The following is a 21,821-nucleotide window of genomic DNA, read 5'->3' as shown; positions in this document are numbered from 1 at the left end:
TAGGGTTTGGGCATATTTACAGCGATCGCGTTTTGCAGGATAACGAAAGGGACTACTTCTAGTTTATGCCCAAACCACCTTGGCGGTTGCTATATGACGAATTCCCCTTACGGGTTCGGTAGTAACTCAAGAGGGGAAACCCCCAAGACCGAACTAGCTCACCAGTTATTTTCTTTGTTTGATTAGTTTAACATAATATATATTTGTGCTAAAATAGTAAATACTAAGGAGGTGATGTTGAGTGTTACACAAGGTTGTACAAGTCCGTTTATACCCAACAACTGAACAACAAACTCTGTTAGCTCAGACGTTTGGCTGTGCTAGATGGTGGTGGAACTATGCCCTAAATAAATCTATTGAGACTTATAAATATTCGGGCAAGGGACTTAGCCGCGTTGCACTCAATGCATTTCTTCCTACTCTCAAAAAAGCAGAAAATACAGTATGGTTAGCTGATTGTTATAGTCAAGTTTTACAGGCTACAACATTAAATCTGACCACTGCATATAAAAACTTTTTTGAGAAACGTGCTGGATTTCCTAAATTCAAATCCAAGCATAGTAAACAGTCTATTCAGTATCCTCAAAACGTCAAAATTGTAGATAGTAATGTGAAACTTCCCGGTAATATCGGGATAGTCAAAGCCAAAATACACAGACCAATTGAGGGTAAAATCAAGACTGTTACCGTGAGTAAAACACCTTCAGGTAAATATCTTGCATCTATCCTGACTGAGATAGAGGAGCAGCGCGTTGCGTATTTTCCCCCCGTTGTAGCGACTGCGGGCGAAAATCCAGTTATTTCAGAAGGTAAAATTTACGGCATTGACAAAGGAATGAAACATTTCGCTGTTGTAACCGATGGCGAAAAGGTATCTTTTTACGATAACCCTAAGCACCTTGCCAAGCACGAAAAAAACCTTAAACGCAAACAGAAAAAATTAGCCTGTAAACAAAAAGGGAGTAATTCAAGGAATAGGTATAGAAAGGTTGTCGCCAAGGTGTACGAGCGAGTTAGCAATTCGCGGCAGGATTTTCTACATAAACTTAGTTATAAGTTGTCCAGCGATAGCCAAGCTGTGATAGTAGAGAATCTTCATGTCAAAGGCATGGTACGTAATCACAAATTGGCGAAATCAATATCTGATGCGGGATGGGGAACATTCACGAATTTTTTAGCCTACAAGCTAGAACGCAAGGGTGGAAAGTTAGTGGAGATAGATAGATGGTTCCCCAGTTCCAAGCTTTGCTCTAATTGTTTTTATCAAATGAATGAGATACCATTGGATATCCGTGAATGGACTTGTCCCCACTGTGGCACTCATCATGATAGAGATGGAAACGCAGCTATCAATATTAGAGCAGAAGGCATCAGAATACTAAAGGCGGAAGGTTCAGCCGTCTCTGCTGTAGGAGGGGAGGTAAGTCCTAGACTCGGACGAAAGTCTAAGTTTGGGCATTCCCCCGTGAGTACAGAAGCTCAGACTTCAGCCGCAGGCAAGTCTGAGTAGTTCACTTATCACTTGCGATTTTCGCGCCGCCACTTACCCCTTACTAAACGAATCTCATCAAAACTGTAGCTTTCGCCTAGTTGTTCTCGAATTGGCGTTAAAGAGATATCACCAAGTACTTCTAAAACTTGCCAAATTTTTTGTTGATGTTCTAGAGGTACTAATTGATTTAAATCAACTGACTGATTTTTCTCAATTAATTTTTCTAGATGATTTGTAACTGTTGCCGGACTAAGGTTGCGTTTTTGGGCAATTTGAGCGATATTTAAACCTTGTTGATATAATTGTAATGTCTGTAATTCGGTGTAAGAAGCTGAGTTGGGAGAGGATACAAAATTAACAGATTTATCTTGCAAACCTTTTTCTTGGCGGTAGGCGCGAATTTCTGTAATAAACCTTTCGCCATATTGAGCGAGTTTGTGACTACCTACACCAGAAAGTTTGGCAAATTCAGCTAAGGTTTGGGGTTGTACCTGTACCATTACTTTTAAAGTGGAATCGTGGAAGATGACGTAAGGTGGTACAGATTGCTCATCAGCTAATTGTTTGCGTAGCGATCGCAACTTCTGTAATAATACTTCTGCAACTTCTGCTTTTTCACTCCCCTGTTCCCAGGTAATCTTTTGGACTGTGGTTACAGCTAGGGAAACTGTGCGTTGTTTTCGCATTACTTGCCAACTTAAGGCATTTAGTTTTAAAACTGAGTAACCATCGCTAGTTTGTTCTATTAACCCTTGATGTAAAAGCGATCGTCCCAACATTCGCCATTCATCTAGAGTTCTATCTTTACCAATACCATAGGTAGAAAGTTTATCGTGTTCGTACTGGATAATCTTGTCTTTTTTTGCCCCCCGCAACACATCAATTATGTGTAGCATCCCAAACCTTTCTTTGCAACGCGCCACACAAGATAAAAACTTCATGGCTTCAATTGTCCAATCTTGCATGGGTTTGGGATGACGACAATTGTCACAGTTACCGCAATTCCCAGCAAACCTTTCTCCAAAATAACCCAGTTGAATCGTTCGCCGACAATCAGTGCCTTCAGCATAATCAATCATCTGCCGCAGTTGTTGTTTGGCAATCAACTGTTCTTGAGGGTCAGTTTTTTGATCAATACTCCATTCAATTGTTTTAACATCACCAAAGCTGAAAAATATTGTACACCGAGATAGTTCTCCGTCTCTACCTGCCCTGCCCGATTCTTGATAATAACTTTCTATATTTCTGGGCATATCAAAGTGAACTACCAACCGCACATCGGGTTTATTAATTCCCATCCCAAAGGCGACTGTTGCCACCATCACCCGGACATCATCTCGAATAAATCGCGTTTGATTACTACTACGTTCCTCATCAGTTAATCCGGCGTGATAAGGCAGAACAATAACTTGATCATTTTGCAGTTTAAAAGTGAGTTCATCAACTTTTTTACGAGTTAAACAATAAATAATTGTCGAACCTTCTGTTTCTCGAATTAGTTCTAACAATTCAGTATAAGCATATTTAGTTTTAGGACGAACTTCGTAATAAAGATTTTCACGGTTAAAACTGGCAAGATGGATGCTAGGTTGCTTCAGCCCTAATTGTTGAATTATATCACTACGGACGCGATCGGTTGCTGTGGCGGTGAGGGCGACGGTAGGAACATCAGGATAGCGTTTTCTTAGAGATTTTAACTGGCGATATTCTGGACGAAAATCGTGTCCCCATTCCGAAACGCAGTGCGCTTCATCAATAGCAAAGCTAGAAATACCGATTTTTTCTTTAACTAAATCGACAAACGGTAAAAACCTTTCACTCAGCAGACGTTCAGGGGCGACGTATAGTAATTTTACTTTACCGTTGAGGATGGCTTCTTCCCGCGATCGCACCTGGTAAGCATTCAAACTGCTATTAAGAAATGTCGCATTAATATTATTATTTCGCAATGCTTCTACTTGGTCTTGCATCAAAGCAATTAAGGGCGACACCACCACCGTTAATCCATTTTTTAACAACGCTGGTAGCTGAAAACACAGAGATTTCCCCCCACCAGTCGGCATCACAACCATTAAATCTCGATTTTGCAGCGCATCTTCGATAATTTGCCGTTGTCCGGGGCGGAATTGGTCGTAACCGAAGTGATATTTTAGCGCTTGTTCGAGATGGGGATACTGAAGCATAGCGATCGCTTTTTTGGAGGCGTTCTGCGCGGGTAGTTATTGAAGATATCAGTATTTTAACTCACATCTTCGGCAGCTTTGGTCAGGCTTGGGTTTCTTTAGGGCGATGTCTACGACGGGCTATTCGGCGTCGCACGCTCATCAACTACAATACATGAGCGATGTCTACGACGGGCTTTGCCTACGCTTGACTTTCAAGACTGTGGCTATAAGATCAGCGATGCCTTCTCTGCGAGACGCTACGCGAACGGCGAGCTACGCTAACGGACTATTCCCCTGGCGTTCGGCTCAATCAATGCTATGAGTAGCACAAATTTCTCACTTTAGGGATGCACGTAATCAGCAAAGTGAAATTGCGGGAATTCTGGGTTTAACACGCTGATTCTGAAGATGCTCTTAATGACTGGTACAAGTTTGCATCTATTGCGAACTGGTCTAATTTAGTAGATGTTCAAAAAAGATATCCCAAAGCAGAAACGGTTGGTAACTTTACAGTGTTTAACATCAAAGGTAATAACTATAGGACTAGTATTTGATTTTTGAAAAGATACGTAGGGGAGCCAGTGCGTTGCGGAGGTTCCCTCCGTTGTAGCAACTGGCGTTGTGTTAGCGACAGCGTAACGCACCATCATCAAGGGTTTTGTGCGTTACGAACTGCGTTCTAACACACCCTACAATACCTAATTTTGTTCAAAAATCAAATATGATTCCTATATCGTTTGATAGTAGACATTAAATATTCCAGCCAGACAATTTTTATTAAATACGTTCTTACCCATCCTGAATACGATAAGGAAAGATGGAAAGATGACCCCTACTTCTAGTCAAAAAACCTACACTGACTTACTGATTCAGTATCAGCCTAAACCAATTAAAACAGAACAGGAGTATCACAGAGCCTTAACAGCAGTAGAGGGGATGATGTCTGGCGAGTTGACAGAGGCTGAAACTGCGCTTTTTGAGTTGTTAGTTCTTCTGATTGAGAATTACGAGGAACGTCATTATTCGATGGGTGAATCAAAACCTGTGGCTACTTTGGAATCCCTCATGCATGAGTTTGATGTAGAACCAACTTCTTTAGTCGGGGTTTTTGGCTCTGTTGAGATTGTTAAGGAAGTGGTTAATGGTCAACGGCAAGTTAGCCAATCTCAAGCAGAGTCCCTAGCTAAGTTTTTTAATGACCATTATTCTGGGCTTTCCGTAACGGCTCTTGACTTTGGACAGTGAGAAAATTGAAGATAAAACTGTCGCTACCAGATCAGGCGATCACACTTCCCAAAATCCGGCGATCGGCCTAAACTACATCCTCGGCATCAGCTGCTAATACTTGGTCAACGGTTAAAGTTAAGTCTGGAAAAGTAAGACATTGAATTGTTTCTCCTTCAAGATACTCAGAGCGTTGATACTCACGATTTTCTAGGGTCAGGACGATCGCCTTTTTTCCTTTTCCTCGCAGACAATACTTAGCAGGAATTTGACCTCGGTAGTCGATAATCCAATATTCAGGCACTCCCAAGACAAGATATTCTTCTTGCTTGTCTATGAGGTCAGTTGACCAGTTGGATGAGGCAATCTCAACAATCATGAATGGCTGAGTTTGGATGCCCATCCTCGGTTGATCGTCGGGGTAAAACTGGGGGCGTTGGATAATCGCAATATCGGGTCGTCGGCTTTGTCTCTCGTTAATTTGTAATGCGTTTCGCTTCCGAACTGAGTATTTCAGTTTACGCTTGCGGTAGGCAAGTTCAAACATGAAGGACAGGAATTCAAGAATTTCTTCATCCAGTTCGCACTTTTCTGGCATTAGCACTAGCCTTCCAGCAACCAACTCATACTCATTAAGTTCATTACCTGCGGCGAAATCAAGGAATTGGTTAAAGGTTAGTGGTTTAGGGGTTGTGATCATGGCGATCGCTCTTGATTTATGAGCATCTAGCTTCTCATAACCTTTTTATTTTCAAGTTTATATCTATTTGCCATTAACGCCACAGCAAATTTATTGCGAACCTTCTCAATATAAAATTATGTCCCCTTTTTCTTTTTGAGAAGAACTGCGTAACCACTTAAATCGGTGCAATGTTAAAAGATGTCTGCACATCTTCTAAGGGTGTTTCCCATAATCTGTTCCATTCGATGCCAAACAAAGGTTTTGCCCGTTTTCCCATCATCCAGCCTTGCGTCAACCCATCCATAATCTGCTCACAGAGTTCGACTTCGTACATTGCGGTTTTGAGCAAATTCTTAGCAAGCAGGGCTAGAAATAAACGGTCTGAATCAAGCTGTGCGATATAAAAAGCTTCTAGTTGAACCTCACCCTGTTTATCAGTATCACACTCTGTAACGACGTGCCAGATATCATGAGTTTCACCAAGGTGAGTACCCAAAAACATAAACGGATCATTTGCAATTTCATTAACAGGCAGTGGAGTTAATCCTCTTGTGATCATGTGATTAGCATACACATAGCCCAGTGTATGGTTCGGTAATTGATGCAGTTGCTGTAAATCGATTTTTCCCAGCAAGGGGCGGTCTACAAAAGCTTGTTTGCCTTGGGGGGTCAGGCTGAGAAATGCTACAATTTTTTGGAGCGTAGCTGGATCGTTCAGAACATGGGAAAGCCTACCAATGGCAGCGAAATTTCCATAAGGAGATTTCACCAATTCTAGAAAGCTCTCCAGGATTGCCGTTTCTTGAGACTGATTGATGGTTTCTATCATGAGTTATTAATTAATTCTTGCTTGCCACAACTCAGAGCCAACTTCCTTGATATAATTATTGCCGTAGCCTGATGCCTCTGCCTCTGCCATTTCACCGTAAGTTTTGCCCAACCACGATTGATAGAGCACAAACCACTGAATGGAAGCAAGAGGCTTGTCTTACAGAATTTTTTCTACTGCTTGCAGAATATCTTCCACGAATACTAAAGGTTAAACAGTTACTAGATGCATTTATCCACTTTCGCCTAGTAATAATATACAACCGAATAAATACTTAAAAAAGGAAAAGTAAATTTGTATGGGTACAATTTTTACACAGAAATTAATCTTTAAACAAAGAAAATTATTAGTGTGAGACTTCCGAGTAGCAAAAGTGGATTTTAGTGGGAAAAGTCAGCAGCTACAAATGGTCTTCTTCCCAAGGTTTACAGTTAAAGACATTACTTTTTCAGTACCAGAGTCAAGCCATCTGCGATCGCAATTAAACTCAGACTAACTCGCTGGTCTTGATGCAGCTTCTGATTAAAGGCACGAATCCTTTTAGTTCTATTATCTTGCACTTGGGGGTCGGCAACCTTCCCTGACCAGAGAACATTATCGATCGCAATCAGTCCCCCCGATCGCACTAATTGCAGCGATCGCTCATAATAACCATCATAGTTGCTCTTATCTGCATCGATGAAGGCAAAATCAAAAGTTTCCGCCTCTTTTGTTGCGAGTAGTCGATCCAAAGTCTCCAAAGCTGGGGCAATGTGCAGTTGAATTTTATCCGCCACTCCTGCTTGCTGCCAATAGCGCCGAGCGATCGTTGTAAATTCCTCACTAAGATCACAGGCTACCACCTTCCCGTCGCTCGGTAACGCCAATGCCACCACCAGGGCACTATAACCTGTAAATACCCCAATTTCCAAAGTTTTCTTAGCTCCCAGCAACTGCACCAGTAACGCCAAAAACTGCCCCTGTTCGGGAGCAATCTGCATCCTCCCAATAGGATGCTGGGCTGTTTCCTGTCTCAGTTGGGTCAAGATTTCCGGTTCTCGCAAAGAGATTGATAGTAAATAGTCATAGAGGTTTTGTTCGAGTCCTAGTGTTTTAGTTGTCATAACCTGCGTTCCTCTTTTGCCTAAATCCTATACACTAATTCTCTGGTTTTATCAGAAATATACAGAAAACCCCGAAATGGAATCTTCAAAACTCAAAAAGTTTTGAGGATTAAATATCTTTTAAGTCGGCGATGAAAGCCAATAGCAGGAAATATCAAGACCTTGATATATACAGTTAATTTACTAATTTTACCAGCAAAATACTCAATCCGTTGCCTAATATAGCGATTCTCACTTCGCTGCAATATAGTCTGAACCTCACCCCGTATTTGCTCAAGCAAACACTCCCCTCTCCTTGATAAGGAGAGGGGCTGGGGGTGAGGTTTAAAAATGTACTTCATGCAAACGAGAACCGCTATATTGACAGTTTAAATAAATTCAACCTATCGTCTGGAATAACACTCGGCTGTTGTGTAAGAACTTCATAACTGAACTTTGATCAACCAGAGGTTTTTGTAATGCCTATCGATTTATTTAGCCGCAAAAAAACTCATTTTGTCTTGTGGCGTCCCAGTGCTTCAGAACTAGCTCCCACTCTCTATATTGGCAATACTGCTCCCGAAAGCCCAGACAGATTAGCTCAATTCAAAGAAATTCCGCTTCGTCAATCAACAGAATTTCCAGAATTGTGGGAAGTTTCGGCTGAAGAATCTAGTCTGACTGAAGGACAGGTCTACTTTTACTGGTTTAAAGTCCGCAACTCAGACCCTTACGACTCTGCCAATGCTAACCAAATTCTCTACTGCACAGATCCAACAGCGACGACTGTGGATCGACGCTTACCTGCACCAAAGCCCTCAGAATCGGGAGGTGTTACTAGGTCATATCCAGCAAGCGTCGTGCTTTATCAAAATGGGACGCTGATTCCCTGTGATCCCGAAGGGCAAACTGTAAATTGGGAAGGCGATGTTCCTTTAGAGACGCTGCCAACCAATAATCAACTGGTAATTTACGAATTACCAACCCGTTGGACAAAGATTAACGCAAACGGATTGATTGAAGAAGGAAACGGCACATTTCGTGACGTACTGGCACTATTAATACCAGAAGCGATCGCTCCTAATTTTCCCATACTGGGCGCCTTGAATAACCGCGCTCATCTTGTGGAACTGGGAATCAACGCCCTAGAACTTCTGCCACCAGAAGATAGTGATGATAATCTCAATTGGGGCTATGGTACAGCAAATTATTTTGCAGCAGATTTTGACTTAGGACGCCCAGATAGCCAGTTAGCACCTACTGCTTCGACTGATTTAGCTAATTTGATCAAAGTCTGCCATCACCAAGGGTTGCGCTTTTTTGTGGATGTGGTGATGGCATTCTCGCGGAATAATCCTTACCATAACGTTAATTTTTTGGAATTTTACATCAAATGGGGCAGTGGTGATCCTGAACTTGGGTCAAGAGATGGCTTTGGTGGGGATTTATTTAAGTACAACTATTGGGTAGAGGGCTATAACCCGATTACTGGGCAAAAGTCATGGCTTGTCCCAGCCCGTGAATACTTAAAAGCCCATATTGCCCACTGGTTGGAATACTATCGGGTTGATGGTCTGCGGTTGGATAGCGTGAATAATATTGCCAACTACGATTTTTTGCAGGAATTCAAGGACTTTGCCCGCAGCCTTTGGGACAAAAGAGGCGGAAGCGGCGCTCGCTTCCTCGTAGTTGGCGAAGAGTTGAGTGTACCCCTATCTCTCATCCAACAAAATCGTCTGGATGGACTTTGGAATGAAAAGTTCAAGCAAATCATCCGACAGGTGATTTTAGGTAAGAATGCTTGGGATGAACCCAGCTTTGAGTGGAGTATCCGCAAACTAATTGATTGCCGAAACTTAGGCTTTACAGATGGTTCTCAGGCGGTAAACTATATAACTTCCCATGATGTTGGCGGTTATGGTAACGAGCGTTTCTTCAGCTACCTTGCTAGTAATGGAATTGATCATACTGAACCGCGGATTAAGTTGGCATTTGTCTCCCTGCTTACCTCTGTAGGAATTCCCATGATCCTTGCTGGAGAGGAATTTGCCGATCAGCAGGATTTGCCACCAACGGATGAGCATAAGCAGATTGACCCAGTTAACTACAGCCGTGTGAATGATGATTGGCGGCAACGAATTTTCCAATACGTTACGAGGTTGATTCGCTTGCGTAAAACTTCTCAAGCTTTAGCTGTGAATGATACTCAATTTCTTCATGTTGACTTTAATGATAGTAAACGAGTTCTAGTCTGGCAGCGTGGCAATAAAGCCGATCAATTAGTAGTTGTAGTGGCGAATTTCTCTGACTACGGCACTCCTGTTGGTTCTGAGTACAGAGTCCCGAATTGGCCTGCAACCCCAGTTGGCAAGCAGTGGAAGGAAATTACTCAAGAGCGGATAGTTGCATCTGAATGGGTAGGTAGAGAAGGTATCTTCCCGTGGGAAGCTAAAGTGTATGCTCTAGTTTAATGTCGATGCCGCTCAGTGAAAGAAATGTTAGGTCAGGTTTGGTACTTCAAACTGACCTATTTCTATCGCAATAGTAATGATTGTGCCAAAAGCGATCGCCCAAACATTGTATGTGTGTAGAGATATTGCATACCAAGTCTTTGTTTGAGTTACTCGCCTAAACCCTTCTAGAATTAAAACTATCGTAGGGAATTTTATTAATAAACTTGTTTTTATTCTGGGAGGTATGATGAGCCGTCCAATAATTCTTGGTATTGTCGGCGACAGCGCTGCTGGGAAAACAACACTAACGCGAGGAATCGCTCAGGTACTTGGCCTAGAAAATGTCACGATCATTTGTACAGATGATTATCACCGTTACGATCGCAAAGAACGTGCAGAAATTGGCATCACTGCCCTGCACCCCGACTGCAACTACTTAGATATTATGCAGCAACACCTGTCGTTGCTACGCACAGGACAGCCGATTCTCAAACCAGTTTACAGCCATAAAACCGGCACATTCGAGCCACCGCAGTATATCAAGCCCAATAAATTTGTGATTATTGAGGGATTACTCGGTTATTCTACTCGTGCCGCCCGTGACTCTTACGATGTTAAAGTCTACCTTGCACCCCCGGAACAAGTACGTGCTCAGTGGAAAGTCAAGCGAGATACGCAAAAGCGTGGCTATACTGCTCAACAGGTGCTAGCAGAACTAGAAAAGCGCGAACCAGACTCAGCACACTTTATCCGTCCGCAACGACAATGGTCTGATATAGTAATTAGCTTTTATCCACCCACTGATGAAGATGATGAAACCAATGGACACCTGAATGTCCGACTGGTACTGCGTCCGACAATTCCGCATCCAGATTTCACCGCAATTACCAACTCTAGCGATGGTAATTCTGACTCAGCCATCCGCCTGGGGCTAGATAGAGATATGAGTAAGCCTGTAGATGTCTTAGAAGTTGATGGTCATGCAACCTTAGAACAGGTGAATAAGTTAGAGCATATTATTTGTTCTGATATGCCGCATCTACGAAATATTTGCGATCGCGAAAGTAATCCAGAACTGGGTAAAATTGCTGGTACAACTGGGGAGACATTGCAAAGTTACCCTCTTGCTCTCACCCAGCTAATCATTACCTACCACATGCTCAAAGCAACGCAAATTTATCAATCTACTGGGATAGGGAGTGGGGAGTAGGAAATAGGGAGTAGTGTATTTCCATCAATTCAAAGACGACTTAGCTTGTCCCTCAGCGATTTCTTGTTTAGCACGCTGTGCAGCCGCTACAAGTTTTTGTTGCGTTCTCTGGAAGGATTCGTTCCACTGAATTTCATCTTGCAAGTCATTAATATATTCTCGAAGATGCTCTGCAACTCTATCCTGTACCTCAACAGATAAAGACTCCATCATCTTCGATACAGTAGCGATTGCTGCCGATGACATGGTGTGCTGCTCTCATATAAAATTGTTTTATTAAAGCTAGCACCAATTGCAGCTCAGTTGAACTTTGGGGTGCGGGGAGTAACGTGATATCGATTTTCTAGATCAATTTTCACCTCTCCATAAAATAACGGGATGCTTGACCCGTCTGGACTAATTCTATAACCAGAGGATTACTAAAGTATCTGGTAGCCTAGTCCCCATAGACGTAAAATATCACGACAACCATCTTCAAAAGCTCCTTGAAAATTGATCATTTGAAAGCTTGATAAAACCCAAGAAAGCTGTGGCTGATAAATACCTTCATCTCATCTTCTATCTCAAATGTCTTCGATTAATAGACTAAATCCAATTTTATCCGAATCTTGTGGCAAGTATTTGGGAAGATGGTGTTATCAAAGGTATCTCTACAGAGGAACTAGAGAAAAAATTCCCCAAAATTAAAGATTTTCTCAAATAAAGATGATTTTGGAAGCAAACAAGGGATAACTAAGGATAGTTACATCTTTAGTGACGATTCTCTTAGTTTTCTATGACCTATTGCCTCAGAATTGCCGACTTACCTACAAATGAGCGTCCGCGTGAACGGCTAATGACGCATGGTGCCAAAATTTTAGCCACAGCAGAGTTAATTGCAATTCTTTTAGGCACTGGACAAGGACCAGGGAAACTCTCTGCTGTAGGTTTGGGACAATATATCTTGAGCGAATTAGGCAAACACCAACGTGATCCTTTGGCAGTTATGCGAGAAGTTACCCCTGCTGAATTGATGCAAATTTCTGGTGTTGGCCCGGCGAAGGCGACAAGTATCTTAGCAGCAATTGAATTGGGCAAACGCGCCTTTCAATCTCGGCCCAATGACGGCACATTAATTGATAGCCCACTTGCTGCTGCTGCTACCCTCAGTCAAGATTTGATGTGGCAGACACAAGAACGTTTTGCAGTGGTGCTATTGGATGTTAAGAATCGCTTATTGGGTACGCAAGTAATCACCATTGGTACTGCAACCGAAACCTTAGCTTCTCCCCGTGATATCTTTCGAGAAGTTATTCGTCAAGGTGCAACGCGGGTAATAGTTGCCCACAACCATCCTTCTGGGAACCTTGAACCCAGCCAGGAAGATATAGAATTGACGCGTCAGTTATTAGCAGGGGCGCAGCTTTTGGGCATTCCGGTACTAGATCATCTGATTTTGGGCAATGGCAATCATCAAAGTTTACGCGAACTGACAACCTTGTGGGATGAGCATCCACAGGGGGATTAAAATAATTCGTAATTCGTAATTAAGTTTTGCAACGGAGATTTAGATCCCGCCACAAAACTTGCTGATTGTTAGAAGCTCAAGCAACTTAAACCCCCAGAATTTGTGAAAAGGGAGCATCTCAGTTTTGCAAATATAGCAGTGGTCAGACTGCTTAGGACATTGGCAAATCTGAGAGAGCGGTTGAGCTGTTACAGCTATCCATAGCAGACTTGTCCTAAGCAAGATGGCAGCCGCTATACATCATAAGAGAAACAAGATTCTTGCTCCCTCTCCTTAGTATTCTTGCTCCCTCTCCTTACTAAGGAGAGGGCTGAGGTGAGGTTTAGGCTTTGTACAAAAGTGGGATCCCCCCGATTAAATTAACAGGACGCAAAGATGCAGAGAGCTATTTCATGAATTTTGAATTGTTAAGCTTCATCTACCCAATAAAGATAATATCGTTCACTATCCACCCAGGCTCTCTGAAAATCTTTGATCGGAACAATCTTCAAATCATTGCGGTTAATATTCAGTTTTTTATTTAAAATGAGCAAAATTTTCTTTTGCTCATTTTGATTTTTTAGTAGAGAATTAATTTGGTTTAATATCTCAGGTTGTTCGACATCTTGACGACCTTTTTTAAATAAAGTAAAGCTTCCCATTTTTTGAAGCTCAGGATAGTAAAACTTTCGATTTAGATAACCCGATAAAGGAGCCATATTTGCATCTCGACTGGCAACAATAAACTCATTAGCTAACCCAGCTTTTTGAATATATTGAGCTGTTTCCCGACTGGCAGAAAATGGTACAACTAAATCTCTTGAAAAACTATAAATACCTCCCCCAAACTGGACAAAAAGAATTAGCATCAAAGCGATATTATGCCATTTGTGAATAAATGTAATTGAATTTGGACGAATAGAAAACTTGTTGAGTAAAACTGGAGACTCTTGATAATAACTTCCCAGCCATAAAGCCGCTATCAGAACTAAATAGAAATGTCCAAAATGCCGAGGCATACCGATAAATCTAAAGTATGTAAAGGCAAATATTACACAATTACCTATAATGTAGAAAAAGAGAGCAACTGGCTTTTTAGATAATTTAATCAAGGTTAAAATTACAATGAATAGAGCAATTACCGCACAAACAATTAAATCTAGCCATTTTTTGTGTGCAGGAATAATTAAGAAATAACTACCAAATATTCTACCTATGCTTCTCAACAAATTACGGATATCTAATTGCATTAGCCAACCATTTTTTAACCCTCCATAAAGATAACTATCTATCGGAGGAGTAAGAATATAAATGGATAAAAGAAAAGAAAATATGATAAATACAATACTTAAAAATAAATCGTATTTTTGGCTTTGACTAAAATACTGCTGGCGATGTTCGCTATCAAAACAAAATTCAGCTAGCAAAGTCAATGATAAAGAAAATGATACAAATAAACCATAAGCACTACTATTTGCTAGTAAACCCAATAAAATTGCCAAATAAACATAAGTTATTTTTCGGGATGAAAAAACTGTACAGAATGCAAAAATGAACAACATACTAAAGGCATAATTTCGAGAAATTAAAAGATATTCATAAAAAGGAAAGAAACCAAAGGAAAACATGAATTTTTGTTGATAATTAAAAGGGCTATATAGGCAAAAGACAGCAACTGAAACAACTGTAATTGCCCAATGAAAAATTTGCATAATCATCGGATTATCAACTATTTTGCTCAGAATTGCCAGAGAAAAATACCAGAGAACAGGATGACCTTCGTAATGAATATTTGCAATTAAATCGCCCAAAGATTCACTATCTCTGACAATCAGCCAGGGATTTAGTTCATCTCGCCACATCGAATGGTTAAGAATACCTATTAAACCAAGAACAGAAAAAATAATGATAATAAACCAAGGGGAATGAAAAGGTAATTTAGAAGTATATTTGATGATTTTTTGTTTTAACATTGTTAGCTCAGAATGAAATTTATTTGGGTTAAATTTATATATGTACGGTCGGTTGTCCAGCCATATAGTCATACATCCCTCTGCTTTGAGAAATAAATAAATAGATGACCACATTCTTGAATGAGTTTGTGAAATCTGAGTTGGTTACGCAAGGGGATAATTGCTGTAGCAGTGGGTAGCAATGATATGTATATTGTTCAAAGTTTTGGTTGATATCGCCAGGATGCGATCGCACCGATCATATCCCAAATGTGCAAAATGCCCTTCAGATTGGAAGTCTGGTAACGTTAAGTTGACTATTTGGTATTAATCATCACATATTTTCTGGCAAATATTATGTATGGATCTTATCGAATTTTTTCGCTTCACAGTAGAAACAAGCCATATTTTTCCAATGCCTTGATAAATTCAGATTTATTTGCAACTTTCGATGATCAATTGCTGACTAAGTAAAAAAAATTGAAGCCAGATGATAAATATTATTCTATATACCCTATAATCTTTTTAATTACGGTATCAATCTAGAAATACCGTAGATTTAGGGGTAAATTCTGATGAGCAAGTCGCAACAACCGACGCAATTGGGTAAATTTCTAATTGAAGGAATGCAAGTTTATGCTGTGAAAGCTTTGCAGTCCATACAGCTTTCGTATCAACATACAATTAGAAGTTGGTTGAATGGACGCAGTGTGCAAAGCTTTGTGAGTCTGTTTATCATAGGTACTTTTTTGAGTATAGCAGTTGCCTCCTGCTCTGGAAGCAGTTCAGCTAGCAAAAATGATGTTAAACTAAAACTCGTTTCTTTCTCTGTCACCAAAGCGGCTCACGACCAGATAATCCCCAAATTTGTGCAAAAGTGGAAGCAAGAACATAACCAAAACGTCAGATTTGAGCAAAGCTATGGAGGTTCTGGCGCTCAAACGGCTGCTGTTATTGCAGGTTCGCAAGAAGCAGATATAGTACATTTGGCACTTCCCCTGGATGTCAACAAAATTGCTCTTGCAGGTTTAATTAAATCAGGTTGGGAAATAAAATCACCGAGAAGTGGTATTGTTAGCAGATCGGTTGCTGCGATCGTCACCCGCGAAGGCAATCCCAAAGGCATCAATACTTGGGCAGACTTGGCAAAAGATGGCGTGAAAGTGATTGCGGCTAACCCAAAAACTTCTGGTATTGCTATCTGGGAATTCTTGGCTTTTTGGGGTTCTGTGAGTTTAACCGGAGGTAACGAAGCCACAGCATTAGATTATGTCACCAAAGTTTATAAAAATACTTCTATTCTAACAAAAGATGCCCGTGAAGCTAGCGATTTATTTTTCCAACAAAATCAGGGTGATGTCTTAATAAACTACGAGAATGAGGTAATTTTAGCAGGTAAAAATGGGACTAAACTACCTTATGTTGTACCCCAAGTCAATATTTCCATTGATAATCCTGTAGCCGTAGTTGATAAAAACGTTGATAAACACGGTACAAGAGAAGTTGCACAAGCATTTGTTGATTTTCTTTACTCGACAGAAGCTCAACGGGAATTAGCAAAATTACAATATCGTCCTGTTAACCCCACTGTCAGCCAAGAAGTAGCATCACAACATCCGCCAATTAAAACTTTATTCACATCTCAAGATTTAGGTGGTTGGGATATTATCCAGAAAAAGTTTTTTGGAGATGGGGCAATTTTTGACAAAATTAAAGCTGCCAGCAAAGCATGATATCTATATTTTTCGTGCAGGATTATCTACTAACAGATAGCCAAGCATAAGGAATTCTTAGTCACTTTACTCAATTGATAATTTATGAGTTTTCATAGCAAATTTAAGGATAGCTTTATCCTGACATTTTTAATGATTATTACCACTACTATCAATGCTTGTAGCAGCAGTGATGAAAAGAAAAGTCAGGTGAGTATTGATGGTGCAGCTGTAGGTTTTCCTATTTCTTTAGCAGTTGCAGAAGAATACGGTAAAGTCAAACCTGAAGCTAAAGTAAGCGTTGCCTCAAGTGGTACTGGTGGTGGTTTCAGTAAATTTTGTAATGGCGATATTGATATAGCTGGTGCTTCTCGCACCATTCGAGATGAAGAAATCAAAAAATGTAAAAGTAAGAATATTAAATTTGTCGAGTTGCCTATAGCTTTAGATGGCATTGCCGTGATTGCCAACCGTCAAAATAACTTCGCCAAATGTCTAACTATTAAGGAACTGGGTAAGATTTGGGGCGGGAAATCTGACGGGAAAGTATTGAGATGGAATCAAGTTAATCCCAAGTTTCCTAACGAAAAGCTGAAGTTGTATGCTCCATCTTCGGATACGGGAACATTCGATTATATGACTCAAGCTGTGACGGGCAAAGCCAAGAATGGCCGTACAGATTACACTGCCACTCAGAATCAAAACCTTCTTGTACAAGGAGTGTCAGGTGATGTAACAGCTTTGGGTTATGTAGGGATATCTTACTATATTCAAAATCAAGAAAAACTGAATCTAGTTGCTGTAGAAAGTCTTACAGGAAAGTGTGAAAAACCGGTGCCAGTGGATAATGTAATCAAAAATATCTATACACCTTTGTCTCGTCCTTTGTTCATCTATGTCAGTAAAAAATCCTTAGATACTAAGCCAGCAGTCAAAGAATTTGTAGATTTTTATCTAGAAAATTCCTGGAAGTGGGTAGATAGTGTTGGTTATGTGGCACTACCAGATGAAGCTTATCTCAAGGTTAAACAAAAATTTGCTACTGGTGAAACTGGCACAAAGTTTAAAAAAGCAAAACCAGGTGAGCCAATCACAAAGTTTATTTAAATAAAGTCTCACTCATTGTAGTCTGATTGTAGTCAAAAATTAACTGTTTATGCAGAGTACTAATTCTCAAGACGATCCTTATCTACAATCCAGAGAGTCACTGGAGAAAAATGCATCTGAAGATATTTCAGAAAAGATTATTGCGGCGATTTTATTTGGTTGTGCTTTAGTCTCAGTTTTGACTACCTTTGGTATTGTCGTAATTATTTTTCAGGAGACATTCAGTTTTTTCCAAGAAGTCTCCTTTGCCAAATTCTTTCTTGATACTAAATGGACGCCTTTATTTGCCGATAGACATTTTGGCGTTTGGCCATTGATTAATGGCACTTTCTTGACTACAGCTATTGCGATGGCAGTTGCTATTCCTTTGGGTTTATCTTCTGCTATTTATTTGAGTGAATATGCTCAACCCAAAGTAGCAGCAGTTTTACGTCCAGCAGTAGAACTTTTGGCAGGAATACCAACGGTAGTATATGGTTACTTTGCGCTGTTGTTCCTTACACCATTGCTGCGGAATTTTATCCCTCTGGAAATATTCAACGCTTTGAGTGCGGGGTTAATGATGGGGGTAATGATTACTCCTACTGTTGGTTCTATCAGCTTAGATGCTATCCGAGCAGTTCCCCGTTCTTTGCGAGAAGGAGCTTATGCTTTAGGTATCACTAAACTGGAAACCATTTTTAAAGTAGTTTTACCAGCCGCACTTTCTGGAATCATCGCCTCGATTATTTTGGGTATTTCTCGCGCTGTGGGTGAAACAATGACTGTCCTCATCGCCGCCGGACAACAACCAAGACTAACAGTTAATTTTATGGAATCAGTAGAAACCATGACAGCTTACATGGCGCAAATTTCTGGTGGAGATAGTCCGCGTGGTAGTCTCAATTTCAAGACATTATATGCTGTAGGTGCTGTTCTGTTTCTACTTACCCTTGCTTTGAATATTGTTAGTTACTGGATTGCTAATCGCTTTAAAGAAAAATACGACTAAATAGATATGGCTACAAGTTATCAACAAGATGATTCTCTAGAATCTGCGGCAGAATTTACCGATAATGTTGAGAGTAGGGAGACATTAGGGAAAGTATTTGAAGTGCTTTTTTTGTTAGGATTGCTGATTGGTTTATTTATCCTAGCATTGCTACTTTTTGATATTTTTCGAGACGGATTAGGCAGATTTTTATCACCCGGCTTTCTTACGGAAACTCCTTCTCGTTTTCCTGATCAAGGTGGTATTCGTCCTGCGATTATCAGCAGCGTTCTTTTAGGAGCTGTTGTGATTTTAGTAACTGTCCCTATTGGTGTTGGAGCAGCTTTATATCTAGAAGAGTATGCACCTAAAGCTTGGTGGACAGCGATTATTGAGATTAATATCAGTAATCTCGCGGGTGTGCCTTCTATTGTCTATGGATTGCTGGGTTTAGGGGTTTTCAATTATTTGCTTGGGTTTGGCCCCGCTTTGATTTCCGGTGCATTGACTTTATCTTTGTTGTCTTTACCAGTAATTATTGTGACAGCTAGAGAAGCAATTCGTGCTGTCCCAGATTCCCTGAGAAATGCTTCTTACGGATTAGGTGTCACCAAATGGCGAACTATCAGCAATCATGTCATACCCTATGCTGTTCCTGGTATTTTGACGGGGGTGATTATCTCTGTATCCCGCGCTATTGGTGATGCAGCCTCTCTGATTGTTGTAGGTGCTGTGGGTTTTCTCACCTTTAACCCTGGTTTGTTTCAGAGATTTATGGCATTACCCATTCAAATTTACAGTTACATCACTCGTCCTGAACCGGGTTTTGCTAGTGCCGCAGCAGCGACAATTATTGCGTTGTTACTCTTGATTTTAGTCTTAAATGGTGTAGCAATTTATATTCGACAACGCTTCTCAATAAATTAGGTAATTAAATATCTAATCAAATACATTCATGAATATGAGGAGAACAGCCAAATGACTTATAGCAATAGTAGAAGTCAATCAGATAGTGCCACAATCGACCAAGACAAGGGCGTATTCAATGTTGAAGGTGTGAAGGTCTTTTATGGAGGGTTTCTGGCACTTTTAGATGTTTATCTCAAGATTCCTGATAAGCAAATTATTGCTTTTATTGGGCCTTCAGGATGTGGTAAAAGTACCTTACTGCGTTGCTTCAACCGGATGAATGATTTAATCCCCGGAGCGAAAGTTGAGGGTAGACTGAATTATCGCGATCGCAACATTTACGATCCTAAGATAAATTCTGTAAAATTACGCCGCCAAGTCGGAATGGTTTTTCAAAGACCGAATCCTTTCCCCAAATCAATATACGAAAATATTTCCTTTGGACCGCGTGCTAACGGTTATAAAGGTAACATTGATGAATTGGTAGAAGATTCCCTCAGACGCGCTGCTATTTGGGATGAAGTTAAGGATAAACTCAAAGATAAGGGAACTGCATTATCTGGCGGACAACAGCAACGGCTTTGCATAGCAAGAGCGATCGCTATGAAGCCAGATGTATTATTGATGGATGAACCATGTTCTGCTCTCGACCCAATTTCTAGCCGCCAAGTAGAAGAACTCTGCTTAGAACTCAAGGAGCAATACACCATCATTATGGTGACACACAATATGCAGCAAGCTTCTAGAGTCGCAGATTTCACGGCTTTCTTCAATACAGAAATTGACGAATATGGCAAACGTCGCGGAAAATTAGTTGAGTTTAATCCTACAGTCCAAATGTTTAGTTCTCCTCAAACCAAAGAAGCTGAGGATTATATCAGTGGACGCTTCGGTTAAATAATTCGTAATTCGTAATTCGTAATTCGTAATTCATGAACCTCTCCCTGCCTTGAACTTTAGTTCAAGTCTGTCCCTCTCCGACTCGGAGAGGGACGGTTTTGCTTAGTAAAACTAAGGAGAGATATTTTGGATTATAGTACTGCAAAACACTAAAAAAACTTTGCTATAGCCTGATACCAGACTAACTGATAAATTATCTAAACCCGTAATTAATCTATTTCTCCGACATCTCGTAGTACTGCATCAATGAGGCTAGGTCGGATATAAATACCATTAGTGCGTAGCTGCTCAATGTATACTTTAATCTCGACAATCAAGCCCGCTTTTTTCGCTTTACGCAAAATGCCAAGAGTACCTATCCGGCGAATTCCTAAGCGTTCTGCAACCCGTCGTGCTTGAGCATCATCCAAAAGTACCGTACTATCTGGAGTGGACTGAGCCAAGGCAATAGCTTCAGCTTTTCCACGATCAACTAGGATTGATAATGGTTCTAATATCAGGGCTTCAGGGGTTTGAATTTCCAGCCAAGTTAGTTGACTGACGGCTTGTGAACCAGGTAGACCTACACCTTGGACTGTTACTTCGTCCCATACGGCTGGGGGAAGTAATATTCGCTGATAAAGTTGAGGTAGAAGTTCCAGTTGCGCGATAATTGACAAGGAAATGAGGGGGCTGCTATCGGCAACAATGACAGAGTTAATCATCACGCAATTCATCAGCGATTTGGTCATCATCTAGGTTGATAACTGGGATTTGCAAACGTCCTAGTTCGTACATGAATTGGGGTTTTTTCATACTGCAAAAGGCGGCGGCTTTACCAAGAGATAGTCGGCGTAGCTCGAATAGTTTGACTGCGAGCAAAAATGTAAGTTCTGCTTCTAATGCTTGGGGTGATTTGCCGGAGGTAATGAGTAAGTCATCGGGATAGTGAAGGGATAGAATGTGCATAGTTCGCTTCTGTGTTCCTGATTCCTAATTCTTTCTTGATTATGGCTTACACCAGTCCAAGCAGTATAGCGATGTCTACGACGGGCTACGCCTACGCAAATATGCTCAGTATCATCTGCCACTGTCAAGATAATCTCCTCAGCTTAATTCAGGAAAATATGCTGAGGCTTAATAGTACTAAGCTGGAGTAATATTTCAGTTTAGTACTTATACTGTGTATTATGTTTAAGCCTCTGTCATTTGCTTTAGTTGCAGCTACCATTCTAGTTGGATCAATCAATAATCCTAGTGCTACCTTAGCTCGAACTTGTGCCTCTAAATGTGGGTCGCACCCAATTCAATTTACGCCTGGTCAACATATCAGAGTTGAAGTCGTCAATAGCACACCTAACCTGATCAAAATCCAAAAACCCTCCGGGACTGATGCACTATCCTTGAGTCCAGGACAGAAATTAAATTTAGAACAAATAGAGGGTACAGAGCCAAATACATCTCTAATATTTTGGAGCGAAACGGGTTTATCACTACAAGCAATTGTCTCGAAACCTAACTTTGGTACATTGCGGCTGGAACTCCGTCCGACTTTGCGTTCTTCGGGCGATCGCTCGTTATATATTATGGATGATGGTAGGATTAACGTGTTTTAGATTGCAAATAATGTTATTAGTTATGAGTTAAGAAACAACTTTAAATTCAACAC

At 40.7% G+C, this 21,821-nt stretch carries 23 protein-coding genes and 1 pseudogene; 13 read left to right on the top strand and 11 right to left on the bottom strand.

Going from position 1 to position 21,821, the window contains the following annotated elements; all coding sequences use genetic code 11:
• The first annotated feature begins 241 nt into the window (after window positions 1–241).
• Window positions 242–1,510, top strand: a complete 1,269-nt coding sequence (locus tag V7K36_RS33885) for an RNA-guided endonuclease InsQ/TnpB family protein (RefSeq protein ID WP_335122421.1) — start codon at window positions 242–244, stop codon at window positions 1,508–1,510.
• 8 nt (window positions 1,511–1,518) lie between these two features.
• Here V7K36_RS33885 and recQ read toward each other — a convergent pair whose 3' ends face one another.
• Window positions 1,519–3,675 carry a DNA helicase RecQ gene (recQ, locus tag V7K36_RS33880; RefSeq protein ID WP_335122420.1) on the bottom strand — a complete coding sequence of 719 codons (2,157 nt, stop codon included), beginning with the start codon at window positions 3,673–3,675 and terminating at the stop codon, window positions 1,519–1,521.
• A 398-nt stretch (window positions 3,676–4,073) separates the two neighbouring features.
• Between recQ and V7K36_RS33875 the strand changes: the two are divergent.
• The 3 genes and pseudogenes from V7K36_RS33875 to V7K36_RS33865 form a co-directional block, all read left to right on the top strand.
• Window positions 4,074–4,211, top strand: a pseudogene (locus V7K36_RS33875) (type II toxin-antitoxin system HigB family toxin); the annotation flags it as partial.
• Window positions 4,212–4,394: 183 nt separating this feature from the next.
• The gene (locus V7K36_RS33870; RefSeq protein WP_442948545.1) at window positions 4,395–4,499 is read left to right on the top strand and encodes a type II toxin-antitoxin system HigB family toxin; all 105 of its coding nucleotides are present in this window, start codon (window positions 4,395–4,397) and stop codon (window positions 4,497–4,499) included.
• On the top strand, window positions 4,483–4,902 hold the full coding sequence (locus V7K36_RS33865) for a helix-turn-helix domain-containing protein (protein ID WP_334946070.1): 420 nt from the start codon (window positions 4,483–4,485) through the stop codon (window positions 4,900–4,902). The genes V7K36_RS33870 and V7K36_RS33865 overlap by 17 nt, the downstream gene beginning before the upstream one ends.
• A 67-nt stretch (window positions 4,903–4,969) precedes the next feature.
• On the opposite strand, the gene V7K36_RS33860 is transcribed toward V7K36_RS33865, so the two are convergent.
• From V7K36_RS33860 to V7K36_RS33840, 5 genes are all read right to left on the bottom strand, one after another.
• A complete protein-coding gene (locus V7K36_RS33860; RefSeq protein WP_335122418.1) occupies window positions 4,970–5,581 on the bottom strand; it encodes a Uma2 family endonuclease in 612 nt (203 codons plus the stop codon).
• A gap of 157 nt (window positions 5,582–5,738) precedes the next feature.
• Window positions 5,739–6,392, bottom strand: coding sequence for a Coq4 family protein (locus V7K36_RS33855; RefSeq protein ID WP_335122416.1), 654 nt, complete (start codon window positions 6,390–6,392; stop codon window positions 5,739–5,741).
• A gap of 6 nt (window positions 6,393–6,398) precedes the next feature.
• A complete protein-coding gene (locus tag V7K36_RS33850) occupies window positions 6,399–6,521 on the bottom strand; it encodes a hypothetical protein (RefSeq protein ID WP_335122414.1) in 123 nt (40 codons plus the stop codon).
• A gap of 311 nt (window positions 6,522–6,832) precedes the next feature.
• A complete protein-coding gene (locus V7K36_RS33845; protein WP_335122412.1) occupies window positions 6,833–7,495 on the bottom strand; it encodes a class I SAM-dependent methyltransferase in 663 nt (220 codons plus the stop codon).
• Window positions 7,496–7,587: 92 nt separating this feature from the next.
• Entirely contained in the window at window positions 7,588–7,776 is a 189-nt protein-coding gene (locus V7K36_RS33840; protein WP_335122410.1) for a hypothetical protein, read from the bottom strand.
• Between the two features lie 177 nt (window positions 7,777–7,953).
• Between V7K36_RS33840 and V7K36_RS33835 the strand changes: the two genes are divergently transcribed.
• Entirely contained in the window at window positions 7,954–9,945 is a 1,992-nt protein-coding gene (locus V7K36_RS33835; protein WP_335122408.1) for an alpha-amylase family glycosyl hydrolase, read from the top strand.
• Window positions 9,946–10,174: 229 nt separating this feature from the next.
• Window positions 10,175–11,137 (top strand): phosphoribulokinase, encoded by a 963-nt coding sequence (locus V7K36_RS33830; RefSeq protein WP_335122430.1) that lies wholly within the window; start codon window positions 10,175–10,177, stop codon window positions 11,135–11,137.
• A gap of 24 nt (window positions 11,138–11,161) precedes the next feature.
• Here V7K36_RS33830 and V7K36_RS33825 read toward each other — a convergent pair whose 3' ends face one another.
• Window positions 11,162–11,383 carry a hypothetical protein gene (locus tag V7K36_RS33825; RefSeq protein WP_335122406.1) on the bottom strand — a complete coding sequence of 74 codons (222 nt, stop codon included), beginning with the start codon at window positions 11,381–11,383 and terminating at the stop codon, window positions 11,162–11,164.
• Between the two features lie 53 nt (window positions 11,384–11,436).
• Window positions 11,437–11,538, bottom strand: a complete 102-nt coding sequence (locus V7K36_RS34390; RefSeq protein ID WP_442948546.1) for a DUF6972 family protein — start codon at window positions 11,536–11,538, stop codon at window positions 11,437–11,439.
• Between the two features lie 374 nt (window positions 11,539–11,912).
• Between V7K36_RS34390 and radC the strand changes: the two genes are divergently transcribed.
• The gene (gene radC, locus V7K36_RS33820) at window positions 11,913–12,644 is read left to right on the top strand and encodes a RadC family protein (protein ID WP_335122404.1); all 732 of its coding nucleotides are present in this window, start codon (window positions 11,913–11,915) and stop codon (window positions 12,642–12,644) included.
• Window positions 12,645–13,051: 407 nt separating this feature from the next.
• Here radC and V7K36_RS33815 read toward each other — a convergent pair whose 3' ends face one another.
• Entirely contained in the window at window positions 13,052–14,596 is a 1,545-nt protein-coding gene (locus V7K36_RS33815; protein WP_335122403.1) for a hypothetical protein, read from the bottom strand.
• 554 nt (window positions 14,597–15,150) lie between these two features.
• Between V7K36_RS33815 and V7K36_RS33810 the strand changes: the two genes are divergently transcribed.
• The 5 genes from V7K36_RS33810 (at window position 15,151) to pstB (ending at window position 20,170) form a co-directional block, all read left to right on the top strand.
• Entirely contained in the window at window positions 15,151–16,308 is a 1,158-nt protein-coding gene (locus tag V7K36_RS33810) for a sulfate ABC transporter substrate-binding protein (RefSeq protein WP_335122402.1), read from the top strand.
• Between the two features lie 84 nt (window positions 16,309–16,392).
• Entirely contained in the window at window positions 16,393–17,394 is a 1,002-nt protein-coding gene (locus V7K36_RS33805; protein WP_335122400.1) for a PstS family phosphate ABC transporter substrate-binding protein, read from the top strand.
• 49 nt (window positions 17,395–17,443) lie between these two features.
• The gene (gene pstC, locus V7K36_RS33800; protein ID WP_335122398.1) at window positions 17,444–18,385 is read left to right on the top strand and encodes a phosphate ABC transporter permease subunit PstC; all 942 of its coding nucleotides are present in this window, start codon (window positions 17,444–17,446) and stop codon (window positions 18,383–18,385) included.
• 6 nt (window positions 18,386–18,391) lie between these two features.
• On the top strand, window positions 18,392–19,291 hold the full coding sequence (gene pstA, locus V7K36_RS33795; RefSeq protein WP_335122396.1) for a phosphate ABC transporter permease PstA: 900 nt from the start codon (window positions 18,392–18,394) through the stop codon (window positions 19,289–19,291).
• 51 nt (window positions 19,292–19,342) lie between these two features.
• A complete protein-coding gene (pstB, locus tag V7K36_RS33790; protein ID WP_335122394.1) occupies window positions 19,343–20,170 on the top strand; it encodes a phosphate ABC transporter ATP-binding protein PstB in 828 nt (275 codons plus the stop codon).
• 212 nt (window positions 20,171–20,382) lie between these two features.
• On the opposite strand, the gene V7K36_RS33785 is transcribed toward pstB, so the two are convergent.
• Together V7K36_RS33785 and V7K36_RS33780 are read right to left on the bottom strand one after the other, a co-directional pair.
• Window positions 20,383–20,877, bottom strand: a complete 495-nt coding sequence (locus V7K36_RS33785) for a DUF3368 domain-containing protein (protein WP_335122392.1) — start codon at window positions 20,875–20,877, stop codon at window positions 20,383–20,385.
• On the bottom strand, window positions 20,870–21,121 hold the full coding sequence (locus tag V7K36_RS33780; protein WP_335122391.1) for a UPF0175 family protein: 252 nt from the start codon (window positions 21,119–21,121) through the stop codon (window positions 20,870–20,872). Before V7K36_RS33780 ends, V7K36_RS33785 begins: the two co-directional genes overlap by 8 nt.
• 221 nt (window positions 21,122–21,342) lie before the next feature.
• Between V7K36_RS33780 and V7K36_RS33775 the strand changes: the two genes are divergently transcribed.
• The gene (locus V7K36_RS33775) at window positions 21,343–21,768 is read left to right on the top strand and encodes a hypothetical protein (RefSeq protein WP_335122389.1); all 426 of its coding nucleotides are present in this window, start codon (window positions 21,343–21,345) and stop codon (window positions 21,766–21,768) included.
• Window positions 21,769–21,821: the final 53 nt, after the last annotated feature.

The sequence above is a fragment of the Nostoc sp. genome (genome assembly GCF_036919555.1).
GTDB lineage: Bacteria > Cyanobacteriota > Cyanobacteriia > Cyanobacteriales > Nostocaceae > Nostoc.
This window is presented reverse-complemented; position numbering and strand designations above follow the sequence as displayed.

Coding starts and splice junctions, on each gene's coding strand:
- radC (WP_335122404.1), top strand. CDS start 11,913: ATGACCTATTGCCTCAGAATTGCCGACTTACCTACAAATGAGCGTCCG.
- V7K36_RS33810 (WP_335122402.1), top strand. CDS start 15,151: ATGAGCAAGTCGCAACAACCGACGCAATTGGGTAAATTTCTAATTGAA.
- V7K36_RS33835 (WP_335122408.1), top strand. CDS start 7,954: ATGCCTATCGATTTATTTAGCCGCAAAAAAACTCATTTTGTCTTGTGG.
- pstC (WP_335122398.1), top strand. CDS start 17,444: ATGCAGAGTACTAATTCTCAAGACGATCCTTATCTACAATCCAGAGAG.
- V7K36_RS33845 (WP_335122412.1), bottom strand. CDS start 7,495: ATGACAACTAAAACACTAGGACTCGAACAAAACCTCTATGACTATTTA.
- V7K36_RS33860 (WP_335122418.1), bottom strand. CDS start 5,581: ATGATCACAACCCCTAAACCACTAACCTTTAACCAATTCCTTGATTTC.
- pstA (WP_335122396.1), top strand. CDS start 18,392: ATGGCTACAAGTTATCAACAAGATGATTCTCTAGAATCTGCGGCAGAA.
- V7K36_RS33830 (WP_335122430.1), top strand. CDS start 10,175: ATGAGCCGTCCAATAATTCTTGGTATTGTCGGCGACAGCGCTGCTGGG.
- V7K36_RS33775 (WP_335122389.1), top strand. CDS start 21,343: ATGTTTAAGCCTCTGTCATTTGCTTTAGTTGCAGCTACCATTCTAGTT.
- V7K36_RS33855 (WP_335122416.1), bottom strand. CDS start 6,392: ATGATAGAAACCATCAATCAGTCTCAAGAAACGGCAATCCTGGAGAGC.
- V7K36_RS33785 (WP_335122392.1), bottom strand. CDS start 20,877: ATGATTAACTCTGTCATTGTTGCCGATAGCAGCCCCCTCATTTCCTTG.
- V7K36_RS33805 (WP_335122400.1), top strand. CDS start 16,393: ATGAGTTTTCATAGCAAATTTAAGGATAGCTTTATCCTGACATTTTTA.
- V7K36_RS33780 (WP_335122391.1), bottom strand. CDS start 21,121: ATGCACATTCTATCCCTTCACTATCCCGATGACTTACTCATTACCTCC.
- V7K36_RS33825 (WP_335122406.1), bottom strand. CDS start 11,383: ATGTCATCGGCAGCAATCGCTACTGTATCGAAGATGATGGAGTCTTTA.
- pstB (WP_335122394.1), top strand. CDS start 19,343: ATGACTTATAGCAATAGTAGAAGTCAATCAGATAGTGCCACAATCGAC.
- V7K36_RS33865 (WP_334946070.1), top strand. CDS start 4,483: ATGACCCCTACTTCTAGTCAAAAAACCTACACTGACTTACTGATTCAG.
- V7K36_RS33815 (WP_335122403.1), bottom strand. CDS start 14,596: ATGTTAAAACAAAAAATCATCAAATATACTTCTAAATTACCTTTTCAT.
- recQ (WP_335122420.1), bottom strand. CDS start 3,675: ATGCTTCAGTATCCCCATCTCGAACAAGCGCTAAAATATCACTTCGGT.